This is a genomic window from Microvirga yunnanensis, assembly GCF_025460875.1.
Window position 1 is genome coordinate 81,759 of record NZ_JAMXFI010000017.1, and the last position, 20,555, is coordinate 102,313.

The window sequence follows — 20,555 nt, forward strand, 5'->3', positions numbered from 1 at the left end:
CCCCTCGAAATCCCTGTGCTGCTCAGGTCGGTTGCGAAAGCCTCACCCGCAGCACGTAACGGCCCACGAGCACCCCCGCGAGCAGGATGAGCGTCTGCAAGAGGCCGATGATGGCCGCGTTCTGGACGTTCCCGAACTCCAGGTAATCCCACGACATCACCGACAGCACCTTGTTGCTCGGCGACGCCAGGAGGATGGCGGCGCTGATCTCTCGGACTGAGAATATGAAGACCAAAATCCAGGCCGAGAGGATGCCGGGGCGGATGAGCCTGAATGTCACCTGAGAGGCTGTTCGCCAGTGGGAGGCACCGCAGACGGAGGAGGCTTCCTCCAACGCCTTGTCGATCTGGATGATCGAGGTGTCCACCATACGGTAGGCGAATGGGATATAGGAGGCGACGAAGGCAATCACTAAGATCCAGATTGTTCCGTAGGCCGGGGTCAAGAGGTAGGTCCAGAAGATGCCGGTGCCGAACACGATCCCCGGCACGGCAATCGGGAACATCGCGATGTAGTCGAGGATGCCGCCGCCAATGACGCGCATGCGCCGGATGGCATAGGCGATGACGAGGCCGAGGAGCACGCATAGGGTGGGGGCGAGAACGCTGACCAGCAGCGTGTTCACGACGGACTGTTGCACGGCCACCGATCCGGCCACCGACCGGAAATTCTCGAGCGTGAACGCCGCCTCCCCGATGGAGGACGAGGTGAAGCTCGTGAAGGCGACGTAGAAGAGCGCCAAGTAAGGCAGCACGATCGCCAGCGTCACGTAGGCCAGGATCAGCAGCATGGCCGGCAGGCGCCACCCCCGCAACCTCACCATCCGCATCCGGTAGCCGCGGGCGGTGACCGTGACGAAGCGTGCCGCAGCCCTTGAGGCATAGCGGTATAAGGCAACGCCGATGAGGGAGATCCAGAACAGGAGCGTTCCGATTGCCGCGGCGCGGGAGTAGTTGATCGGGTACGTCGCGACCGAGCGATAGATGTCGACGGCGAGGAAGGGCATGGCCTGCGTTCCCCCGAGCGCCGCTGGAATCGAGAATGTGCCGCAGGTCAGCACGAACACGAAGAAGAACGCCGAGACGATTGACGGACGGACGACCGGGAAGGTGACCTTCAGCGCCGTACGAAACGTTCCCGCCCCGTTGAGGTAGGAGGCTTCCTCCATCGACGGGTCCATGCCCTTCAGCGCGGCCGACACAGTCATGTAGGCGTACGGCACGTTGTAGAGCGCCATCACGAGGATCACCCCTGTGGCCGTCATGACGTTCATGACCGGGCCGGTGACACCCAACAGGTCGCGGGCGAGTACATTAAGGAGGCCTGCGTTCGGCGAGGCGAGGATCAGCCAGGCCAGTGCCCCGACGAACGGGGAAAGGTAGAGCGGGGCGATGACGGAATTTTCCATCAACCCCTTTGCAGGCATGTCAGTTCGCGCGAGCAGCCAGGCCAGCGCGATCCCGACGGTGCAGGCGATGAAGGACACCAGCAGGGAGGCACCGACCGTGATCTCAAGTGTCCTGAGGTAGGGCAGCGTGGTGTAGACCGCGATTACGCTCCGCAGCGAAAACTGGGCCCGCGGGTCGACGAAGGTGCCGGTCCGGACGGCCCCGACGAACATCAGCACGATCGGGACGAGGACCAGCACGCACAGGATCGCGCCGAGGATGAGAGGAAGCAGGACTCCTCGGCGGCGTTTGCGCAAGGCCGCGTAGTCGATGATGCGGTCATCTGCCTTCAGCGAGGGAGCGGCAACGGACATGGACATCGTCGCGCCTCAGCGGCCGAAGATCTGGTTCCACTCGGTGATGATCGGCTTCTCCGGATCCACGTACCCGGGATCGTTGAGATAGTTGATGTAGATCTCTTCCGGGTCCTTGTACCAGTCCTCCTTGTACCAGTCGGCCTTCGCCGCCTTGCGGGGGTCAACGGTATCCAGCCTGGCGGACGCCACGCCCGCGACCTTGAACCAGGCCGCCTGTCCTTCCGGGCTTGCGGCCCACTCCTGGAAGAGGCGTGCGGCGTTCGGATGCGGAGCCTTGGCAGAAAGGGTCTGCACGGTCAGGTTGGCCGGGGTCGGCTTCGGGAAAACCCAACGGATGGGAGCCCCTTTCTGATAGAAGCCGCCCATGTCGCTTTGCGAGGCCTGGTCGACGATGGCGTGCTCCCCCGCGGCCAAGCGATCGTACATCGGCGACTTGCTGTCGTAGACCTGCGGCTTCAGGGCCGCCATCTTGGCCACGAAGTCGGGCCCGAACTGGTCACGCTTCCCGCCGAGGAACATGTAGACGTAGGAATAGCTGCTGCCGCCCGACGCCGGGGTTCCCGTGGCGATCCGCCCCTTCCAGCGAGGGTCGGTCAGTACCTTCCAGCCGCCCTCGCGGATCAGCTTATCCTCCTCGGGAGTGACCTTGGTCGTGTTCCAGGCAATCCCCATGGCGTTCACGAACAGGGTGTACCACACGCCCTCCTTCTTCATGTCCGGGCGGATGCCTGCTCCGGAAGGCGGGGTATAGTCGGCGATCAGCCCTTCCTTGTGGGCAGCCTCGATCAGGACGGTGTCGGTGATCTGGACGACGTCGGCCATGTGCTGACCGACACGCTCCTCGGTGAGCCAGCGCTCCCATAGCGGGTAACTGGGTCCACGGACGTTCTGGGTCTTAATCCCGTACTTCTTGGTGAATTCTCCCGTCCAGGTGGCTGTCGGGTCGATTGCAGTCGTGTGGTAGTACGTCAGGGTGCCTTCCGCCTTGGCCGCCGCGACCAGTTCAGCGCTCAGTCCTGTTGGTGCGCTCTGTGCCAACGTGGCGCCAGGGATCAACTGGCAGCCGAGGCTGGCTATGAGCGCGAAAGCGCTGCCTCGCAGCACTTGGCGACGTGAATGCTTGGTATTCTCGTGATCGGCCATGTCAATCCTCTCAGGAACGGCTTGACTTGGGGACGCTTCTAGCGAGCGCTCTCACCATCGATGGCTCGTACATTTGCGCAAATATATTTGCGCGTCAAGCAACGAAGAGATAAAACAGTGCCACATCGTCGGGCCCGAATCCGATGCCACGCTTTGCACAGGAGATGCATGTGGAGACGCCGCGAAACTCCGTCGGGGAGTTCCCCCTGAACGAACCGACCTACCTCAGGGTGAAGCGCGCCATCATCGGGGATCTGGTATCAGGGCATTTCGCGCCCGGCACTCACCTGACGATCGATGCGCTGACCTCCCGCTACAAGGTCAGCCACATGCCCATCCGCGAGGCGCTGCGCCAGTTGGAAGGCGAGGGTATCCTGATTTCGATCGTCCACCGGGGATTCAGGGTCGAGGCCCTGACCGAGCCCTACATCCGCAACATCTACGACATTCGGGTCGGCATTGAATCCATGCTGGCCCATCGTGCGGTGGAGAAGGCGACCAACGAGGATATTTCGACCCTGCGCCGGCTGCACGAGGAGCTGAATGACCTGATCCGGTCGGGAAGAGCCATGGTGGCGTCGCGGGAGAATATCGCCTTCCACAACCGCATCTACGGGATCGCCAGGAACCCGGAGGCCGAGCTCATTCTCGAAGGCCGGACCAGGGTCGTGCGCACCGTGGCTGACAGCCTCGGCGGCTACACGCCGGACGTCTACGAGACGGTCATTGCCGAGCACGAGAAGATGATCCTCGCCTTCGAGAACAGGGATCCCGAGGCGGCGGGCCAGGCCGTGTTCGACCACGTCAGCGCCGCGCGGGACCGCCTGCTGGCCCGCATGGCGGAACGGGAATTATTCTCGGAGGAGAGCCCGGGCGTGAGGCCACAAACAGCCTAAGCCAAGGGCTGCTGACTCCTGCCCCCGCCGCTCTCTTTAGTGCGGACGGCAATCCGCTGCACACGGGGCGCATACGGCTCGTGACGCAGGGCAGGATAGAAGACCAGCGCGAGGACCGTGGTCCGACATGCCGCGGCGGTTGTGGTGCCATCCACACCGGAGTCCGATGGTGCCTCTTGGCTGTCGGGCGACTTGTAAGCCGCTTCGACAGCTCGAAACAGGTAGAGAGCGCCAGACTCGAATCCGACGCTCCCTGGGAAGTTATCCTAGACTCTGCAATACCCGAGCACGCGGTTGCAACGCTTGTAGCGACCCGAGTATCCGCGATTATAGGACCATTTGGTCTTCAGTGTAGAAATGTGCATCGAAGAGCCGGCTGATAATCCCGTCACAAAGATGCAATGAATGTAACTGCGCCTACAACAAAACGACCGGTACAAACATTATGGAACTTGAGAGAAAGGTTTTGGCAGAAGAATAGGCATTTAACCGAGCCCGATTGCGCAGTGTGTTATGGAACTTCGCTGCTGCCTCCCCGCCGCTGAGATCGCTGGTTGCTATTCTGCGGCCAACCTGCGCAACTCGTCGTTAACATGCGAAACCATAACGTCGGATGGTTTGAAAGAGACCACGGTGCGCGGCTCAATCGCCACCTTGCACCCAGTCTTTGGGTCGCGCCCCTTTCGTTTGCCACTCTTGCGTGGGACGAAACCGCCGAAGCCAGAAATCTTGACTGGCTCTCCTGCGACCAAGCAGTCGCTGGTCTCCGATAGAACCGCTCCAACAAGTGGCAAAGCCTCAGCCTGAGGCAGATTGGCCGCCTGAGCCACGGCAAGGGCCAGACGCGTCCCGGATGCTCGTTCCGGAATTCGTGCAGGATAGGATTGGCGCAGCCGTGCTGGACCTCGAGTCCCGGGTGATCAGACGCGGCGTCCGCGAGGACGGGGAGCCGCTCGTCTACGTCCGCAGGTGCTCGGCCTACATGGGCAACGAGCTGGACCCGCGGATCACCCGCGTGAGCGTGCCTGACGAGGGCGAACCCGTCATGACCATGGGGATCGGGTTCTATGGTTAGTCACCCCCGAGCAGCCCTGGCTCCCGGGTCGCCCTCTCGGTGGTGCGATCTCCGGCCCGACCGTTGACCCCACGACCGCCTCCCAGCCAACACCATGTGCCCTTCCCGCAACACGTCGGCGCTTCGGCCCTGATCGGCAGCAGGAGGTACGGGCCGCGTCCAAGCTTCACAATTCGGCCGCAAAGCGGCTTAGGGTGCGAACCACTGCAAGCGGGAGAGAGCCAGCGTGCTGGCCGCCGAAGGAGCAACCGCCCCGGAAACTCTCAGGCACCGAGGACCGCTCGCTGGTGCAACACTCTGAAAAGCGGAGCGTCATGCTCCCGCCCACGGTGTAAGTCGCCGCCGCGATAAGCAGGCTGCGATGAAGCTCTCAGGCCAATGACAGAGGGGGCTCGCGCGCCATCCGCGTGCGGAGCCTCCCGGAGCCTGATCATGCACTTCCCACCCGATCCTCATGCGCACCGACGCCGGGCCATCCGGCCTAAGGCACCCAGGCCTCCTGGCCGGCGGTGCGCCGCGTAGGCCAGCCGCACACGGTCACCCCCTGAACCCAGTCCCATCGGCTTGCACGCCGCTGCGGCCGTGCGCGTCCGCACTCGTGAGCCGCTACCGCGTCCCGTCCCGTACCCAAGCGGCACGGCGGGCGAATGCGCGCGGATGTCATCCCGTCGATCTTCCATCAAAAGAGCAACCCCTCCCCATGCCCCGTTTCCGTCTCCTCCCCCATCAGGGTTCGTCCATCCATCTTGCGGTGCTCGGCATCACGCTGCTCGCGCTGACATTGGCAGGGTGCGTCTCGACGCAAGCCCCTCAACAGGCCGGTCTCAAGGGACCGCATCCAGCCTACGTCGCCATGTATGGACCGCAGCCGAACGAGAGGTTTCCCTTCCCGGCCACCGACATCTCGAGCGTCGATCCGCAGTTTCTCAGGCAGGAGGTCGCCTACGACACCGTCGAGCGGCCCGGCACCATCGTGATCGACACGGCCAATCGCCACCTGTACCTCGTGCGCGAGAACGGACGCGCGCTCCGCTACGGCATCGGCGTGGGCGCCGCGGGCATGAAATGGGCCGGACGGGCACAGGTGGGCCGCAAGGCGGAATGGCCGCGCTGGACGCCCACCGCCGCGATGATCAAGCGCGACCCCGAGCGCAATCGGCGTTGGGCGGGCGGCATGTCTCCCGGACCGGGGAACCCGCTCGGGCCACGGGCGCTCTACCTCTTCCAGGACGGCCGGGACACCTTGTACCGGATCCATGGGACCACCGAGCCCGACACCATCGGCGAGGCCGTGTCGAGCGGCTGCATCCGCATGCTCAACCAGGACATCCTCGACCTGTACGGCCGCGTTCCGGTCGGAACCCCGGTGGTCGTCCTCCAGGACATGCACACGGCCGACACCGGCACGGAGCCGCCGACGTGATGGGCCGAGCCAGTCTGCGGGCGGTCATCACGACCGCCTCTCCCGGAAGACGCCTGACACGCGAAACCCGCCACACGGTCAGGGCACGGCATTCCCCGGCTCTCCGCCGAACAGGCTTGGTCGCCCGGCCCCTCGCCGACACCCACCGTTGGCTGGAGCCATGTCGGCTACCTGGATCCTCCGTGCGTCACCCGGAAGATCGTGCCATTGGCGTCGTCGCTGACCAGCAGGGCGCCGTCCGGCGCGACCGCGAGACCCGTCGGCCGCCCCCAGACCGTGTCCTTGTCGAGCACGAACCCAGTCATGAAGTCCTCGTACACGCCGGTCGGCTTGCCGTCCTTCATGCGGGCACGCACCACCTTGTAGCCGGTCCTGTCCTCCCGGTTCCACGATCCGCGCATGGTCGCGAAGGCGTCGCCGCGGTACTCGGCCGGGAACGCGCCCGCGTCGTAGAACACTATCTGCATTGTGGACGAATGCGGCTGGAGCAGGACGTCGGGCACGAGGACCTTGTCCTTGAGGTCAGGGCGCTCGCCGGCGTGCGCCGGGTCCTCGTTGCCACCCGTGTAGTACCAGGGCCAGCCGTAGAACCCGCCTTCGCGCACGCTGGTCAGGAAGTCAGGCACCAGGTTGGGGCCGATGTGATCGCGCTCGTTGCCTGTGCACCACAGGGTGTCGGTGCCGGGCTGAATGGTCATGCCGGAGCAGTTGCGCAGCCCGGTCGCAAAGTTGCGGACGCCGTCGCCTTCCGGGTCGAACACGCGCACCACGGCGCGGTTCTCCTCTTCGCCCCAGGCGGCACCGAGCCCATGCGTCCTCTCGAACGCCTTGATCTCCTCGGGCGACTTGTTCGGCATCCCGGCGGCGACGTTGGACGCCGAGCCGATGGAGACGAACAGGCGCTGGCCGTCGCGCGAGACTGCCAGGTCGCGGGTCCAATGCCGCTTGGTGGGGATGTCCGCGATGATGACCTCGGCCGGGCCCCTCGCCTTGCGGTCGCCGCCGCGGTACGGAAAGCGCACGACCTGGTTGGCCGCCGCCACGTAGACATAGCGGGGGTCGGCTGGCGGATAGAACGCGATGCCGAAGGGCCGATCCAGGTTCTCGGCGAAGGCCTGGGGTGTCGCCGACCCGCCCTTGGCCGCCTCGGCGGGGAAGACCACGACGCGACCGCTGCCGCTTTCGGCCACGAAGACGTCGCCGTTTGGGGCGATCCGGATGACGCGCGGTTTGTTCAGGTCCTTCGCGACCACCTGCACCGTGAAGCCCTGCGGCACGGCCGGCATCCTGCCCTGCGGCGCATCGACGACCTTCGGCAGCCGCTCGAAATCCGGTGCTTCGGGATCGTTCTGATCGAGGCTCGGCGGCGGTAGGTCGGCGGGCCTGATGTGCCGGCTGACGCCGGGGGCGTCCCTCTCCCAGGTGCCGAAGGCATCGGCCCCGGTCCGCATCTCCTGCGCGTTCACGGGTGTCAGCAAGACGAATGTCAAGGGAAGACTTGTCAGGATGGTCGAGGCGCGCATCACTGCCTCCCGAGAAAGCTCCCCGGCCCGGTGCTGACAAACGGACGCCATTCAACTTGGTTCCCCATGCCCCGTCGTCCCGTTCCGGCGCGATCCTGGGGCAAGCCCAATGGGACTGCACGCCCGTCGACTTCGGCCTTGAGCGGCCCAGATGTTAGTTTGAGCGGGCCAAGCCCTTGTATCCTGGCCCCCATGTCAACCATATTGGGCGATATCGCCCCCAGTCTCGGAGTTTCACGCGCGCTCCCCCCGGAAGGAGACCACCCAAACCATGTCCAGTGGCATGCCCCTCCTGGCCATCGTCGCCCTTCCTTTCATCGGGAGCATCGTTGCCACCTTCCTGCGGAAGGATGCCCGCAACGGCGCCGCCTTCCTGGCCGGGACCATCGCCCTCTGCGGCACCGTCCTGACCGCCATCCAGTTTCCGGCCATCGGACGCGGCGGCGTTCTGCGCATCGGCATCGAATGGGTCCCGACGCTTGGCCTCGACTTCACCTTGCGCATGGATGGCTTCACTTGGCTGTTCACCATGCTGGTCACCGGCATCGGCTTTCTGGTGGCACTCTACGCGCGCTACTACATGTCGCCGTCCGATCCGGTGCCGCGCTTCTTCGCGTTCCTGCTTGCCTTCATGGGCGCCATGCTGGGCATCGTGCTCTCGGGCAACCTGATCCAGCTCGTCTTCTTCTGGGAGCTGACCAGCCTCTTCTCGTTCCTGCTCATCGGCTACTGGCATCACAATGCGGGCGCCCGAGACGGCGCCCGCATGGCGCTCACGGTCACGGCCACAGGCGGACTGTGCCTGCTCGTCGGCGTTCTTCTGCTCGGCCACATCGTCGGCAGCTACGATCTGGACAAGGTGCTCGCGTCCGGCAACCAGGTCCGCGCCAGCAGCCTCTACCTGCCAACCCTGATCCTGGTCCTGCTCGGGGCCTTTACCAAGAGCGCCCAGTTCCCGTTTCATTTCTGGCTGCCGCACGCCATGGCCGCGCCGACGCCGGTCTCGGCCTATCTCCACTCGGCCACGATGGTGAAGGCCGGCGTGTTCCTGCTCACCCTGCTCTGGCCGGTGCTGTCCGGAACGGAAGCGTGGTTCTACATCGTGGTGTCGGCGGGCCTATGCACGCTGCTCCTCGGGAGCTACGCAGCGATCTTCCAGCAGGACCTGAAGGGTCTGCTGGCTTACTCCACCATCAGCCACCTTGGCCTCATCACGCTCCTGCTCGGGCTCAGCAGCCCGCTTGCTACCGTCGCGGCCATCTTCCATACCATCAATCACGCGACCTTCAAGGCGTCGCTGTTCATGGCGGCCGGCATCATCGACCACGAGTCCGGCACGCGCGACATCAGGCGTCTGAGTGGCCTGTTCCGGCTCATGCCGATCACCGCCACCCTGGCGATGGTTGCGGCCGCCGCCATGGCCGGCGTGCCCCTGCTCAACGGCTTCCTGTCCAAGGAGATGTTCTTCGCCGAGGCGGCGGCCTTCCACATCGACTCGCTGCTCGACCACTCCCTGCCCTACTTCGCCATGCTGTTCAGCGCCTTCAGCGTCGCCTATTCCCTGCGGTTCATTCACGGCGTCTTCTTCGGCCCTCCGCCGGTCGACCTGCCGCGCACGCCGCACGAGCCACCCCACTGGATGCGGTTTCCCGTCGAGTTCCTCGTCCTGGCATGCCTGCTCGTCGGCATCCTCCCGGCGATGACCATCAAGCCGTTCCTCGCCACGGCAGTACGTGCGGTCCTGGGGCCTGACACCCCTTACTACAGCCTGGCCGTGTGGCACGGCTTCAACGAGCCTCTGCTCATGAGCCTGATCGCGCTCACCGGCGGCGTTATCCTGTACTGGCTGTTGCAGGGATACCTCGCGAAGGGCATCGACGGCGCCCCCCTGCTGCGTCGACTCAAGGGTCAGCGGATCTTCGAGCGGGTGCTCGTCACCCTGTCATGGAAGTGGGCCCGGTCCCTGGAGCGCGTCTTCGGCACCCAGCGGCTTCAGCCGCAATTGCGCCTGCTGGTGGGGTTCGCCGTGCTCGCGGCCCTCTGGCCGCTCTACCGCCAGGGCTTTGAGACTGGCTCCCACCCAGGCACGGCCTTCGACCCCGCCTTCCTCCTGCTCTGGATCGTTGGCGGCGCCTGCGCCATCGGGGCTGCCTATCTGGCCAAGTTCCACCGCCTCGCGGCCATGGTCCTGTTGGGTGGGGCCGGGCTGGTCACCTGCATCACCTTCGTCTGGTTCTCGGCGCCCGACCTCGCCATCACCCAGCTTCTCGTCGAGATCGTCACGACCGTGTTGATCCTGCTCGGCCTGCGCTGGCTGCCGCAACGGTTCGAGGCCGCTGGCGAAGCACTCTCGATGGGAGTCCGGGCCAGATTGCGGCGGGCACGGGACCTGATGTTGGCGGTTGCGGCCGGAACGGGCATGACGCTGGTCGTCTATGCGATGCTCACGCGGCCGCTGCCGGACACCGTCTCGCGCTACTTCGTCGAGAACGCCTATGCCGGCGGCGGCGGACGCAACATCGTCAACGTCATCCTCGTCGACTTCCGCGGCTTCGACACCTTCGGCGAGATCGTGGTGCTCGCCGTCGTGGCGGTCACGGTCTTCTCCCTCCTGCGGCGCTTCCGGCCCGCTCCGGAGAGCGTCGAGGCACCGGAGCAGCAGCGGGTGCAGGACGCCTACGACAGGGCCAGCGCAACCCGCGCCGTCGGCGACACCCTCGCCGATTATCTCACCATTCCCGGGATCATCATGCAGTGGCTGTTCCCGGTGATCATCATGGTCGCGATCTATCTGTTCCTGCGCGGCCACGACCTGCCGGGCGGAGGCTTCGCGGCCGGGGTCACGATGTCGATCGCCCTCATCCTTCAGTACATGGCAGGCGGAACGCGCTGGATCGAGGCGCGGCTGCGAATCCTTCCCATCAGTTGGATCGGCCTCGGCCTGCTCTGCGCCGTCTTCACGGGCGTGGGTGCCTGGCTCTTCGGCCATCCGTTCCTGACCTCCTACTTCCGGTACCTCGAGCTTCCCACCATCGGCAAGGTGCCGGCCGCCACCGCACTGCTGTTCGACCTCGGCGTCTTTGCGGTCGTGGTGGGCTCCACCGTGCTCATCCTGGTCGCCCTGGCGCACCAATCGGTCCGAACCCCACGCGCCACCCGACCGCCACTCCCCGCCGAGAGGCCTGCCCTGACGAAGGAGAACGCATGATGGAGCTCGTCTTCGCGCTCGCGGTCGGCATCCTGACCGCCTCGGGGGTGTGGCTTCTGCTGCGCCCGCGCACCTTCCAGGTCATCATCGGCCTGTCCCTGCTCTCCTATGCCGTGAGCCTGTTCATCTTTGCCATGAGCCGCCTGCGGGTCGGGGCGCCGCCTGTCCTGGAGAACCCCGAGGCCGTCGACCCGACGCTCTACGCCGACCCGCTGCCCCAGGCACTGGTCCTCACTGCCATCGTCATCAGCTTCGCGACGACGGCCCTGTTCCTCGTCGTCCTGCTGGCCTCGCGGGGGCTCACGGGCACGGACCACGTGGACGGTCGGGAGGATGTGCAGTGAGCGGCCTCCTCGATCACCTGATCATCGTGCCGATCCTGCTGCCCCTCGTCTCCGCGGCCGTGATGCTGCTCCTCAACGAGCGCCGCCGCACCCTCAAGGGTGTGATCGGGCTTGCGACGACGGTTGCGCTGCTGGCTGTCTCGATCGTGTTGCTCGGAATTGCCGATACGCCGTCCGCAGGGAGGACTGGCTCGGCCGTGTGGGTCTACCAGCTCGGCAACTGGCCGGCGCCGTTCGGCATCGTGCTGGTGCTGGATCGCCTCTCCGCTGTCATGCTAGTGCTGACGAGCGTGCTCGGCATCGCGTCGCTGCTGTATTCGCTCGCCCGCTGGCATCGCGCCGGGCCGCGCTTTCACACGCTCTTCCAGCTCCAGCTCATGGGGCTCAACGGCGCCTTCCTAACCGGTGACCTCTTCAACCTCTTCGTGTTCTTCGAGGTTCTGCTCACCGCCTCCTACGGCCTCGTCCTGCACGGGGATGGCACCGCCCGGGTCAGGGCAGGCCTCGCCTACATTGCCATCAACCTGGTCGCATCCCTGCTGTTCCTGATCGGCGCCAGCCTGGCCTACGGCATCACCGGCACCCTCAACATGGCCGATCTCGCCCGCCGCATCCCGGCCCTTGCGCCAGGCAATGCGGCGCTGTTCGCGGCCGCGGCGGCGATCCTCGGCACCGCCTTCCTGATGAAGGCAGGCGCGTGGCCGCTCAACTTCTGGCTCCCGACGGCATACGCGGCCGCCTCCGCCCCGGCCGCCGCCATCTTCGCCGTCATGAGCAAGCTCGGCGTCTACGTCATCCTGCGCCTGTGGACGCTGGTGTTCGGCCCCGAGGCAGGCCCCCTCGCCGGGTTTGGTGGCGAGTGGCTGCTGCTCGGAGGCATGCTGACCATCGTGTTCGGCACGGTCGGCGTGCTTGCCTCGCAATCCCTGTCGCGGCTCGCCGGATGCAGCGTCCTCGTCTCCTCCGGAACGGTGATCGCCGCCATCGGTACAGGAGGCGGCGCGGCGATCGGCTCGGCCCTGTTCTATCTCGTCAGCTCCACCTTGGGCCTCGCCGCCCTCTTCCTGCTCGTCGAGTTGGTCGAACGCATGCGCGATCCCGGCGCCGACGTGCTGGCCGTCACGATGGAAGCCTATGGCGAAGGCGATGACGATCCCGCCGAGGAGATCGGCGTGGCCATCCCGGCGACCGTGGCCCTCCTGGGCGGCAGCTTCGTCGCCTGTGCCCTCCTCCTGGCAGGCCTTCCGCCGCTGTCCGGCTTCATCGGCAAGTTCGGCATGATGGCCGCGATGCTGAAGGCCGACGGCGCCACCGTCCAGGCCGAGGCCTGGACAGTGATCGGTCTTCTGGTGCTGTCGGGCCTGGCGACCCTGATCGCCATGACCCGGAGCGGGATCAGCTCCTTCTGGGCTCGCCTGGATGACAGCGTTCCGCGGGTGCGTGTCATCGAGATGGCCCCGGTGCTGTGCCTGTTGCTGCTCTGCCTCGGCCTGACCGTCGGCGGCGGCCCGGCCATGCGCTACATGGAAGCGACGGCACAGGCTCTTCAGGCCCCGCAGGACTACGTCACGGGCGTGCTGGGTGCGCCGAGAGTCGGATCCGCCAATGGAGGAGGGGCAAGCCCATGAGCGGGATCCTGCCCTACCCGCTGCTCTCGCTGGCCCTGCTCGTGCTGTGGCTGCTGCTCAACCAGTCCGTCTCGGTCGGCCACCTCGTCCTGGGAAGCGTGATCGCCGTCCTCGCGTCATGGGCCATGGCGGCCCTGCGGCCCGAGAGGCCCCGCATCCGCCGCCCCGGGGCAGCCCTGCGCCTTGCGGGCATGGTGCTGGTCGACATCCTGCGCTCCAACCTCGCGGTCGGGCGGATCATCGTGCGCTCCAGGGAGCCGGGCGTGAACGCCGGCTTCATGACCATCCCGCTCGACATGCGAAGCCGCCAGGGACTTGCGGTGCTGTCCATCATCATCACCTCGACGCCCGGCACGATCTGGGTGAACTACGATGCCGCCAAGTGCACCCTGTTGCTGCACGTGCTGGACCTGGTGGACGAGACGGTGTGGATCCGGACGATCAAGGGCCGCTACGAGCGACTGCTGATGGAGATCTTCGAATGAGCGCTCTCCTCATCCTCGGATGGGCCATCACCGTTGCCCAGATCCTGCTCGGCCTGGCGATGTGCTGCGCCACCTTCCGCGTCGTCACGGGTCCACGGGCGCAGGACCGGATCCTCGGGCTCGATACCCTCTACGTGACCGCGATGCTGATGCTGGTGACGTTCGGGATGCGAACGGGCAGCACCCTGTACTTCGAGGCGGCGCTGGTCATCGGGCTGCTCGGATTCGTCTCCACCGTGGCACTCGCCAAGTTCCTTATGCGCGGCGAGGTGATCGAATGACGATGTCAGAAGGACTTCCCGCCTGGGCGGCCCTGCTGACGGCCGTCCTGGTCTTGCTCGGCGCGGCCGTCACCCTGATCGGATCGATTGGTCTCCTGCGCCTCCGCACCTTCTATGCCCGCGTCCATGCACCCACGCTCGGCACGACGCTGGGCATGGCCAGCATCCTGGCCGGATCGGCCCTGTTCTTCAGCGTGGCCGAGGCGCGGCCCGTGGTCCACGAGATCCTGATCGCCGTGTTCGTCACCCTGACCACGCCGGTGACCCTGATGCTGCTCGTCCGGGCGGCACTCTACCGCGACCGCACCGAAGGCAGCAGGGACGTTCCGCCAGCCGAAGCGGTGGAGGACCTGAACCCTCCAGGATAGAACCCAGCGGCACGCAGCGTGCGCATCCTAGGCCACGGGCTTCCGGAGCCGCACTCCCGGACCGGCCTCGTCAGACGGGATCAGAAGCGCCCCGCCCCGTTCCAGCGCCGCCACGACCTGGGCCTCCGTCCCCAGATGCAGGCTATGGCGCCCGTTCTCGAAGTCGCGGATGGTGCTGCGCGAGACGTCCGCCCGTGCGGCGAGTTCCTCCTGCGTCCAGTCCAGGAGGCCACGGGCGGCACGGCACTGCTCGGGAGTGAGTGGCGGCATTCGGGATGTTCTGGTTCGGGCATGAAGTTGCCCATTATGGTCGGATCTAGGCCGTAACACGCGGGGCACAAGAGGATCGGCCAAGCGGAACGGGGCATCGTTCCAGGCGGTGACTGACGAACGGCGGATTTGGACACCCGTGAAGGCACCTCCTCCCTGCACGTGACCGGAACGGGCCAAGCATGCGAGGCGAAGCTCGTCAGTTCGGGGAAGCCTCACTTCCCGCTTGATTGCCGATGGTGAAGCGGCCCCGTCCGTGTGCCGGACGGATCCTGAGGCCGCCGCGAGGATCCCCGGCGGAGACCCTGCGGCCTTACCGGGTCGGCGGAACGGCAAGGATGTCGATGTCGAGGGACCGCAGGACCTCCTCGGTCACGCTTCCCAGGAACGCCTTGGCGATCCCCGAGCGGCCGTGCGTCCCGATGATCAGGACATCGGGCTTCACCTGCTTCACGGCCGTGGAGATCACCTCGAACGGGGCGCCCTCCTCCACCACGCGCACCGGTTGGCCATGATCATCGAGACCATTCGCCTTCAGGAACGCGATCAGCTCCCTGGTGGCCCGAACACGCTCGTCGGCCACGTGCCCGTCGATGGTGTCGCGGTCCAGTCCGGAATAAAGCATCATTCCTTTCGCCAGCGGCTGGAAGGCATGAACGAGCGCAAGCTGATTGCCGCCTGGCAATCCCAGGGCCATGCCGGTCCTGATGGCGTTCACGGATGGCTCCGACAGGTCGACCGGGGCCAGGGCCGTCCGGTAGGGTCGGTCCACCTCCCCGTTCACCATCAGCACCGGATGCGGTCCCGTGCGGATCACGCGCTCGATGGTCGTTCCGACCAGGATGTCGCGCAGGAGCTGCTTGCGGTGGGCTCCCATCACGACGAGGTCCGCACCCGTCGACGCGGCAGCGCGCAGGATGCCGTCGAACGGGTCGCCCGCGACCACGAGGGCCCGCGACGGCAACCCGCGCAGTTCGGCCACCGCACCGATCTGCTCGCCGAGGATCCGTTCGGACTCGCGCGTTTCGAGCGCAACCAGCTCCGGCGGCTGGTCGTCGTCGACGACGTGCACGAGGGTGAGCTCGGCCCCGGTGTCCCGCGCCAGCAGGCCGGCCCGCCGCACGGCCCGCTGCGAGCGGGTCGAGAAGTCCGTCGCTGCCAGAATGTGCATGGGTTCGTCTCCTGTCGTTTCGAGGGCTCGGAGCGGTCGCGAATGTCCGTTGCAGGGTAGCAGCGGCAGGGGAGACGCCGCTACCCGATCTGGTCGATCACTTGCTTCCGGATCTCCTCGCGCGTCATCGGGCTGGGTTGCGGCACCCATTCCGGAACCACGAATGCCTTTGCCTTAGTCGGCCGTTGGCGGTTACGCGGCTCCCTGGTCACCGGAACCTTGTCGATGACCGTGATCTTGTCTGCGGTTTTCATGCTTCTTCTCCCTGGCCGCTGCGGGGCGAGCCCCTGCGGCGTGTTTTCGGTGTGGGTTCAGGTGCTCAGGCCGGCCATGCGCTCGGGCTGGAAACGCACCCGTTGCACCGTCACCTTGCGCCGTCCGCCGGTCGGCCCCAGCCATTCCATCGACTGTCCCTCGGAGAGGCCGATCAGGGCCGCACCGACCGGTGTCAGGACCGAGATCCGTCCGGCATCCAGATCCTCCTCACCCGGATACACCAGGGTGGCACGTCGCCCGTGACCTCGTCCTCGTACTCGACCTCCGAGTGCATGGTCACGATGTCCGGACGGATGGCGCCGGGTGCCGCGACCGTCGCACGATCGAGCTCGTCCGCTAGCATCTCGGCCACGGTGTAGCGTTGGCCATTGACGCCGGCGGTCGCAATCCAGGCCAGCCGGTCGTAATCGACCGTGGTGATCGTGATGGGAGGAAAGGTTACCTGTTTCATTAGCTTCTCCGATGTGTAGCCGCGCCTTGCCATGTGCCCATCATGCGAAGGTAGCGAGCATTCTGGTTCTTCGTGTCAGGACCGTCCGCAGATCACCACCGACACCGGGTCACTGGCCGGGAAGGTCTCCATCAGGGCCTCGTCGAGCCGGCGGTCGAGATCGTCCCGCGAGTTGCCGTCCCCGAGGCCCGATCGATCGGGTGAACGGCGGGCGGCTTCGGGTTCATCCGGCACAAGCATGAACTGGACATCCTCGACCACGACCTCGTGCCATGCCCCATCCTGGCCAGTCCGGAACGGCATGCGGTCGCCCACGCGCAGGCCGAGCAGGGCGATCCCCAGGGGGGTCAGCACGGACAGTTCCGCTCCCGGCCAGTGCAGATCCTCCGGATACACCAGGACGTGCGCCCTCGGCGCTCCGCCGCCGTTCAGGCGGTACGTGACTTTCGCGGTGGTCGAGACCACGTCCTCGGGCAGCGCGTCGGGATGGCAGAGCGACGCCCGCCGCAGCTCGGACATCAGGAACTCGCGATGCGGCTTGCGCCGGTTGTTGTCCAAAGCCGCGACGGACATGAGGCGATTGTAGTCGTGCGTTGCGACGGTGACCGGCGGCAGATTCATGGTTCCGTACATGGAATCCTCCTTTGCGGCATCGACCCGGACGCGCGGACGCGTTGCCTCGAGGCGAACGCCCGCGCTCACCCGGGATCGGGCTTGCTGAATTCGACTGTGTGCGATGTGTTATGACCCCGAACGACGGCGGCGCGAGGCGCTCGCCCGGGTTCGGGGTTCAGCGGCCTGCCAGCAGGCGGCCTCCGCGGAGGATGAGGATATGATGCGAAGTAATCATGACAATACAAATGTAAGCATCAAAAGATGATAGTCAAGAACTGCGGCGAATGTGGAATAACCCGAAGCCTTTACCTTGCCCGATCGATAAGTATTTGAAGATTTTCCTTGGATGGATTTTAGGGTTTACATGCAAGTTTGCGGGATTTCGCCACGCCTGCATGGTGATCGGCATGCCCTGACATGGCCTAGCGGGTGCCCCGCACCCATTCCGGCATGATCCGACATGGACATGGGCCGGATCATGCCTTCGACGCTGACGTGGGTGCCCGCTAGGAGACGAGGACGTTCCGGAACTGCCACGGGTCTGAGGCATCGATGTCTTCCGGGAAGAAGCCGGGGCGGTTGCTGAGCGGGGTCCAGTCCGTGTAGACGCCGACGACCGATCCAAGGTAGGGCATCTGCACCTCGAGGCAGCGGCGGAAGTCGATGTCGTCGGCCTCCACGATGCCCGCGTTCGGATTCTCCAGCGCCCAGACCATGCCGGCCAAGACGGCGGAGGTCACCTGGAGACCTGTGGCGTTCTGGTAGGGCACGAGCTTGCGCGTCTCCTCGATGGAGAGCTGCGAGCCGTACCAGTACGCGTTCCTGCCATGGCCGTAGAGCAGCACGCCGAGTTCGTCGATGCCGTCGACGATCTCATCCTCGGTGAGGATGTGATGCCTCTCCTGGAACTGCCCGGCATTGCCGAACATCTCGTGCAGGGAGAGCACCGCGTCGTTGGCCGGGTGATAGGCGTAGTGGCAGGTCGGGCGGTAGGCGACCTCATCGCCCTCGCTCACGGTGAAGAAATCCGCGATCGAGATCGCCTCGTTGTGCGTGACCAGGAAGCCGTATTGCGGACCGGGCGTGGGACACCAGGAGCGCACCCGCGTGTTGGCACCGGGCTGGAGCAGATAGATCGCGGCGCCGCAGCCCTTGTCATGGGTGCGAGCGTTCTCGTGCATCCATTTCTCGTGCGTGCCCCAGCCGAGTTCGGCCGGCTGCAAGCCTTCCGACAGGAAGCCCTCCACGGACCAGGTATTCACGAACACGTTCATGGGCTTGGGATGCTCGGCTCGCTGTGTGTCGCGCTCGGCGATGTGGATGCCCTTCACGCCCACGCGCTGCATGAGGCGCGCCCATTCCTCGCGGGACTTCGGCTCCTCGTGATCGAGGCCCGTGTCCCTGGCGATGCCTCCTCGATTCTTCCTTCAGCATTGGACCTGACATGCGAGAGCGTGGTGCAATGGAGCCGAGCGGCTTCGGCACCCTCGGGGAGCAGTGCCGCGCAGGCTATCAGGAAGGCTGCGAGACGCACTGAAGTCACCTTGTCGACCCACATCGGAGGCTGACCGCGAAACGTGCAATGCACTCCACCCAACAATAACGCCCGCAGGGCCGGAAACCATGCCAAGGCTAATGACAGACGGGGTGTGATCCCTCGACCGGCACCATGGCCGGCCCTGTCAACTACCATTGATGCTTGGCTATTCCGAAGCGAAGGCGTTTCTCGCCCAGCCCCGGTATGGCTGAACCCAGGAGAGCAATGGCGGCGATCTTGGGGGGCCCGGGCTCAGGCTTGGCCTTAAGACAGCCAACTGGAGGAACCCGATGCGCATGCCGCCCGTCCAGGTGATATTCCTCATACTCGTCGCGTGCGGCACCTGTCTCGCGATGTGGAGGAGCGGGGTCCAGACCCCTGCATCTTCGGCCTGATGCGGACGTGATCAGCGAGTCTCCCAGGCCCCGATAGTGACCTTGGGTCAGGAATGGCGGTGGTGATTGGGTCTGTCTGATCCTGATCGTCTGCTGCTCCATTACACTCCTCCAGATGCAAGTCGATCAATGACGGGTTGGAGTGTCAGTTGGCCGGCTATGGCCCAAGCCACAGGCGCAGGCCAAGGCTTACCGTGAACAGCAGCGCCGCCTCGTCCCAGGCGGTCAGGTGCGATGCCAGCGGCTGATCCCCGCGCAGGACCGCCAGGCTAAGCGAGGCGATCCCGGCCAGGAACAGCAAACCGGCGAACGCGAACGGGATCAGGTGTACCGGCGCGAGGGAGGCGAAGCACAGGCAGAACGCCAGCGCCATGCAGCAGCGTTCCAGCGCTTCCCGGTTGATCTCCCGTGGCCTGCGGCGGCCCTGATGAGGGTCGAGCCAGTCCGGCAGGCGGGGCCAGTCTCGCGGATTGAATGGGATCATGGCACCCTCCCCGCTTAGTGGAGCGCATCGCCATCGAGCGCCTGCAGGGCGTCGAGGATGTTGTCTAGCGGCACGAGAGCACCGGTCCCGGGCAGCCTGCGCCAGTGCGGCAGGTTCGCCACGGCGCAAGCATCCGAGGCCCAGCCGGCGAGGATTGCGCGCTTGTCGCTGGTGCCGAGGGCAGGATAGGCCAGAACCTCCTGCGGGTCGCCGAACGCAAGAAGCTCTGCTTCGAGCACAGCGTCGCGCTCGTGGGCTTTCACGGCAAGGGACGATGCTGATAGGTTACGGGTGGGCGGCAGGTCAACAGTCACCGGGTCCATAGGATCCTTCCTCTCTTGAGCAGAGGGCTAGGCCCAGGCGGCCAACCGGCCCACCCAGGCCCAGCGGTCATGTGGCTAATGCGTGGTCGCGTCACCTCTGTTGATAGCGATGCGCTTCATCTGCGAGGCGGTTTGGGCCGTCTTGGGTATCGTGACGGTCAGGACGCCGTTCTTGAAGGTAGCCCCGACCTTGTCCTCGTCGACGTCCTGGCCCAGTGGGATGCGGCGTTCGAAGCGGCCGTAGTAGCGCTCGCTGAAGGCCCGCTCCTTATCCTCAACCTCGGATTTCTTCTCGCCCCGGATGGTGAGGGCGCCGTCGCCCATCAGGACCTCGACATCCTTCTCGTTCATGCCGGGCAGCTCGGCCAACCCATGGTGCGGCCCGTACTGCCAATAGAGCCGAGCGGGGTTATGTCGAAGCCGCGGAACACGTCGTCGAAGAGCCGGTTCATCTCGCGATGCAGGGTCATGAAGGGATCGCTGTCCTCGCGGTAGCGGCTCGGGGTCGTCTGCTGGTTGCGACCCCAGGGAATGAGATCGCGCATGGTCATGGTGGCATCCTCCTTGTCTCATCAGTTCAGCCAAGCGGGTGAGATCGGCGCCGATCTTGACCAGCATCGACCTCACCCCTGATCCAGCTCCTAGGCGGCCTTGTCGTGCTCGATGGTCTTGGGGCCACCCCCGGTGGCAATCTCGATGCGACGGGGCTTCATCTCCTCCGGCACCTCACGCACCAGATCGATTGTCAGCAGGCCGTTTTCGAGTTGCGCCTCCCGGACCTTCACGTAGTCGGCGAGGCTGAAGCTCTGCTTGAAGGCACGCGTGGCGATGCCGCGGTGCAGGAACTGTCCGTTCTCCTGCTCCGGATGCTTGTGACCTGCCACCAGCAGCACG

At 65.6% G+C, this 20,555-nt stretch carries 22 protein-coding genes, 2 pseudogenes and 1 riboswitch; of the genes and pseudogenes, 9 read left to right on the plus strand and 15 right to left on the minus strand.

The features are described 5' to 3' along the window. Positions 1 to 22: 22 nt before the first annotated feature. Together NF876_RS11250 and NF876_RS11255 are read right to left on the minus strand one after the other, a co-directional pair. Positions 23 to 1,768: an ABC transporter permease gene (locus NF876_RS11250; RefSeq protein ID WP_262268888.1), complete on the minus strand. Its 1,746-nt coding sequence runs from the start codon at positions 1,766 to 1,768 to the stop codon at positions 23 to 25. Between the two features lie 9 nt (positions 1,769 to 1,777). Next, positions 1,778 to 2,908, minus strand: coding sequence for an ABC transporter substrate-binding protein (locus tag NF876_RS11255; RefSeq protein ID WP_262268889.1), 1,131 nt, complete (start codon positions 2,906 to 2,908; stop codon positions 1,778 to 1,780). Between the two features lie 170 nt (positions 2,909 to 3,078). Here NF876_RS11255 and NF876_RS11260 point away from each other — a divergent pair, with 170 nt between their 5' ends. Next, positions 3,079 to 3,804, plus strand: a complete 726-nt coding sequence (locus tag NF876_RS11260) for a GntR family transcriptional regulator (protein ID WP_262268890.1) — start codon at positions 3,079 to 3,081, stop codon at positions 3,802 to 3,804. A gap of 557 nt (positions 3,805 to 4,361) precedes the next feature. On the opposite strand, the gene NF876_RS11265 is transcribed toward NF876_RS11260, so the two are convergent. Continuing rightward, positions 4,362 to 4,673, minus strand: a complete 312-nt coding sequence (locus NF876_RS11265) for an HU family DNA-binding protein (RefSeq protein WP_262268908.1) — start codon at positions 4,671 to 4,673, stop codon at positions 4,362 to 4,364. Between NF876_RS11265 and NF876_RS11270 the strand changes: the two genes are divergently transcribed. Both NF876_RS11270 and NF876_RS11275 read left to right on the plus strand, forming a co-directional pair. Then, positions 4,658 to 4,879 carry a hypothetical protein gene (locus NF876_RS11270; protein ID WP_262268891.1) on the plus strand — a complete coding sequence of 74 codons (222 nt, stop codon included), beginning with the start codon at positions 4,658 to 4,660 and terminating at the stop codon, positions 4,877 to 4,879. The two genes, NF876_RS11265 and NF876_RS11270, sit on opposite strands and share 16 nt — an antisense overlap. Before the next feature lie 201 nt (positions 4,880 to 5,080). Further along, a riboswitch (glycine riboswitch) is annotated at positions 5,081 to 5,169 on the plus strand. 410 nt (positions 5,170 to 5,579) lie between these two features. Then, positions 5,580 to 6,302, plus strand: coding sequence for a L,D-transpeptidase (locus NF876_RS11275; protein ID WP_262268892.1), 723 nt, complete (start codon positions 5,580 to 5,582; stop codon positions 6,300 to 6,302). 167 nt (positions 6,303 to 6,469) lie between these two features. On the opposite strand, the gene NF876_RS11280 is transcribed toward NF876_RS11275, so the two are convergent. Next, a complete protein-coding gene (locus NF876_RS11280; RefSeq protein WP_262268893.1) occupies positions 6,470 to 7,825 on the minus strand; it encodes a PQQ-dependent sugar dehydrogenase in 1,356 nt (451 codons plus the stop codon). A gap of 271 nt (positions 7,826 to 8,096) precedes the next feature. Here NF876_RS11280 and NF876_RS11285 point away from each other — a divergent pair, with 271 nt between their 5' ends. The 6 genes from NF876_RS11285 to mnhG are packed head-to-tail and all read left to right on the plus strand — an operon-like array spanning position 8,097 to position 14,139. Continuing rightward, entirely contained in the window at positions 8,097 to 11,033 is a 2,937-nt protein-coding gene (locus NF876_RS11285) for a monovalent cation/H+ antiporter subunit A (protein WP_262268894.1), read from the plus strand. Beyond that, positions 11,033 to 11,377 (plus strand): Na+/H+ antiporter subunit C, encoded by a 345-nt coding sequence (locus tag NF876_RS11290; RefSeq protein WP_262268909.1) that lies wholly within the window; start codon positions 11,033 to 11,035, stop codon positions 11,375 to 11,377. Before NF876_RS11285 ends, NF876_RS11290 begins: the two co-directional genes overlap by 1 nt. Then, entirely contained in the window at positions 11,374 to 13,005 is a 1,632-nt protein-coding gene (locus NF876_RS11295; RefSeq protein ID WP_262268895.1) for a monovalent cation/H+ antiporter subunit D, read from the plus strand. The genes NF876_RS11290 and NF876_RS11295 overlap by 4 nt, the downstream gene beginning before the upstream one ends. After that, entirely contained in the window at positions 13,002 to 13,490 is a 489-nt protein-coding gene (locus NF876_RS11300) for a Na+/H+ antiporter subunit E (RefSeq protein ID WP_262268896.1), read from the plus strand. The genes NF876_RS11295 and NF876_RS11300 overlap by 4 nt, the downstream gene beginning before the upstream one ends. Continuing rightward, a complete protein-coding gene (locus tag NF876_RS11305) occupies positions 13,487 to 13,771 on the plus strand; it encodes a K+/H+ antiporter subunit F (RefSeq protein WP_262268897.1) in 285 nt (94 codons plus the stop codon). Before NF876_RS11300 ends, NF876_RS11305 begins: the two co-directional genes overlap by 4 nt. Beyond that, on the plus strand, positions 13,768 to 14,139 hold the full coding sequence (gene mnhG / locus NF876_RS11310; RefSeq protein ID WP_262268898.1) for a monovalent cation/H(+) antiporter subunit G: 372 nt from the start codon (positions 13,768 to 13,770) through the stop codon (positions 14,137 to 14,139). Before NF876_RS11305 ends, mnhG begins: the two co-directional genes overlap by 4 nt. Positions 14,140 to 14,166: 27 nt before the next feature. Here the strand turns inward: mnhG and NF876_RS11315 are convergent, their stop codons facing one another. From NF876_RS11315 to NF876_RS11360, 11 genes and pseudogenes are all read right to left on the minus strand, one after another. Then, positions 14,167 to 14,409: a helix-turn-helix transcriptional regulator gene (locus tag NF876_RS11315; protein WP_262268899.1), complete on the minus strand. Its 243-nt coding sequence runs from the start codon at positions 14,407 to 14,409 to the stop codon at positions 14,167 to 14,169. A 313-nt stretch (positions 14,410 to 14,722) separates the two neighbouring features. Further along, the gene (locus tag NF876_RS11320) at positions 14,723 to 15,580 is read right to left on the minus strand and encodes a universal stress protein (RefSeq protein ID WP_262268900.1); all 858 of its coding nucleotides are present in this window, start codon (positions 15,578 to 15,580) and stop codon (positions 14,723 to 14,725) included. An 80-nt stretch (positions 15,581 to 15,660) separates the two neighbouring features. Beyond that, complete coding sequence (locus tag NF876_RS11325) at positions 15,661 to 15,834, minus strand: hypothetical protein (RefSeq protein WP_262268901.1); 174 nt, start codon at positions 15,832 to 15,834, stop codon at positions 15,661 to 15,663. 57 nt (positions 15,835 to 15,891) lie between these two features. Further along, complete coding sequence (locus tag NF876_RS43150; protein ID WP_315975025.1) at positions 15,892 to 16,077, minus strand: GreA/GreB family elongation factor; 186 nt, start codon at positions 16,075 to 16,077, stop codon at positions 15,892 to 15,894. Then, positions 16,029 to 16,307: a GreA/GreB family elongation factor gene (locus tag NF876_RS11330; RefSeq protein ID WP_315975026.1), complete on the minus strand. Its 279-nt coding sequence runs from the start codon at positions 16,305 to 16,307 to the stop codon at positions 16,029 to 16,031. The genes NF876_RS43150 and NF876_RS11330 overlap by 49 nt, the downstream gene beginning before the upstream one ends. Before the next feature lie 75 nt (positions 16,308 to 16,382). Continuing rightward, positions 16,383 to 16,940, minus strand: coding sequence for a GreA/GreB family elongation factor (locus NF876_RS11335; protein ID WP_262268902.1), 558 nt, complete (start codon positions 16,938 to 16,940; stop codon positions 16,383 to 16,385). Between the two features lie 488 nt (positions 16,941 to 17,428). Further along, positions 17,429 to 18,331 (minus strand): annotated as a pseudogene (locus NF876_RS11340) (saccharopine dehydrogenase C-terminal domain-containing protein); the annotation flags it as partial. Between the two features lie 680 nt (positions 18,332 to 19,011). Continuing rightward, a complete protein-coding gene (locus tag NF876_RS11345; protein WP_262268903.1) occupies positions 19,012 to 19,338 on the minus strand; it encodes a hypothetical protein in 327 nt (108 codons plus the stop codon). A 14-nt stretch (positions 19,339 to 19,352) separates the two neighbouring features. Next, positions 19,353 to 19,661 carry a hypothetical protein gene (locus NF876_RS11350; protein ID WP_315975027.1) on the minus strand — a complete coding sequence of 103 codons (309 nt, stop codon included), beginning with the start codon at positions 19,659 to 19,661 and terminating at the stop codon, positions 19,353 to 19,355. Between the two features lie 75 nt (positions 19,662 to 19,736). Further along, a pseudogene (locus tag NF876_RS11355) lies at positions 19,737 to 20,212 on the minus strand (Hsp20/alpha crystallin family protein). Positions 20,213 to 20,302: 90 nt separating this feature from the next. Then, on the minus strand, positions 20,303 to 20,555 hold a 253-nt coding region (locus NF876_RS11360), incomplete at its 5' end, for an Hsp20 family protein (protein WP_262268904.1).

Bases quoted from the DNA above. Each gene is read 5' to 3' on its own strand.
- NF876_RS11250 (WP_262268888.1), bottom strand. From the start codon at position 1,768: ATGTCCATGTCCGTTGCCGCTCCCTCGCTGAAGGCAGATGACCGCATC.
- NF876_RS11285 (WP_262268894.1), top strand. From the start codon at position 8,097: ATGTCCAGTGGCATGCCCCTCCTGGCCATCGTCGCCCTTCCTTTCATC.
- NF876_RS11275 (WP_262268892.1), top strand. From the start codon at position 5,580: ATGCCCCGTTTCCGTCTCCTCCCCCATCAGGGTTCGTCCATCCATCTT.
- NF876_RS11300 (WP_262268896.1), top strand. From the start codon at position 13,002: ATGAGCGGGATCCTGCCCTACCCGCTGCTCTCGCTGGCCCTGCTCGTG.
- NF876_RS11270 (WP_262268891.1), top strand. From the start codon at position 4,658: ATGCTCGTTCCGGAATTCGTGCAGGATAGGATTGGCGCAGCCGTGCTG.
- NF876_RS11255 (WP_262268889.1), bottom strand. From the start codon at position 2,908: ATGGCCGATCACGAGAATACCAAGCATTCACGTCGCCAAGTGCTGCGA.
- NF876_RS11305 (WP_262268897.1), top strand. From the start codon at position 13,487: ATGAGCGCTCTCCTCATCCTCGGATGGGCCATCACCGTTGCCCAGATC.
- NF876_RS11350 (WP_315975027.1), bottom strand. From the start codon at position 19,661: ATGGACCCGGTGACTGTTGACCTGCCGCCCACCCGTAACCTATCAGCA.
- NF876_RS11330 (WP_315975026.1), bottom strand. From the start codon at position 16,307: ATGAAACAGGTAACCTTTCCTCCCATCACGATCACCACGGTCGATTAC.
- NF876_RS11325 (WP_262268901.1), bottom strand. From the start codon at position 15,834: ATGAAAACCGCAGACAAGATCACGGTCATCGACAAGGTTCCGGTGACC.
- NF876_RS11345 (WP_262268903.1), bottom strand. From the start codon at position 19,338: ATGATCCCATTCAATCCGCGAGACTGGCCCCGCCTGCCGGACTGGCTC.
- NF876_RS11315 (WP_262268899.1), bottom strand. From the start codon at position 14,409: ATGCCGCCACTCACTCCCGAGCAGTGCCGTGCCGCCCGTGGCCTCCTG.
- mnhG (WP_262268898.1), top strand. From the start codon at position 13,768: ATGACGATGTCAGAAGGACTTCCCGCCTGGGCGGCCCTGCTGACGGCC.
- NF876_RS11335 (WP_262268902.1), bottom strand. From the start codon at position 16,940: ATGTACGGAACCATGAATCTGCCGCCGGTCACCGTCGCAACGCACGAC.
- NF876_RS11280 (WP_262268893.1), bottom strand. From the start codon at position 7,825: ATGCGCGCCTCGACCATCCTGACAAGTCTTCCCTTGACATTCGTCTTG.
- NF876_RS11290 (WP_262268909.1), top strand. From the start codon at position 11,033: ATGGAGCTCGTCTTCGCGCTCGCGGTCGGCATCCTGACCGCCTCGGGG.
- NF876_RS11320 (WP_262268900.1), bottom strand. From the start codon at position 15,580: ATGCACATTCTGGCAGCGACGGACTTCTCGACCCGCTCGCAGCGGGCC.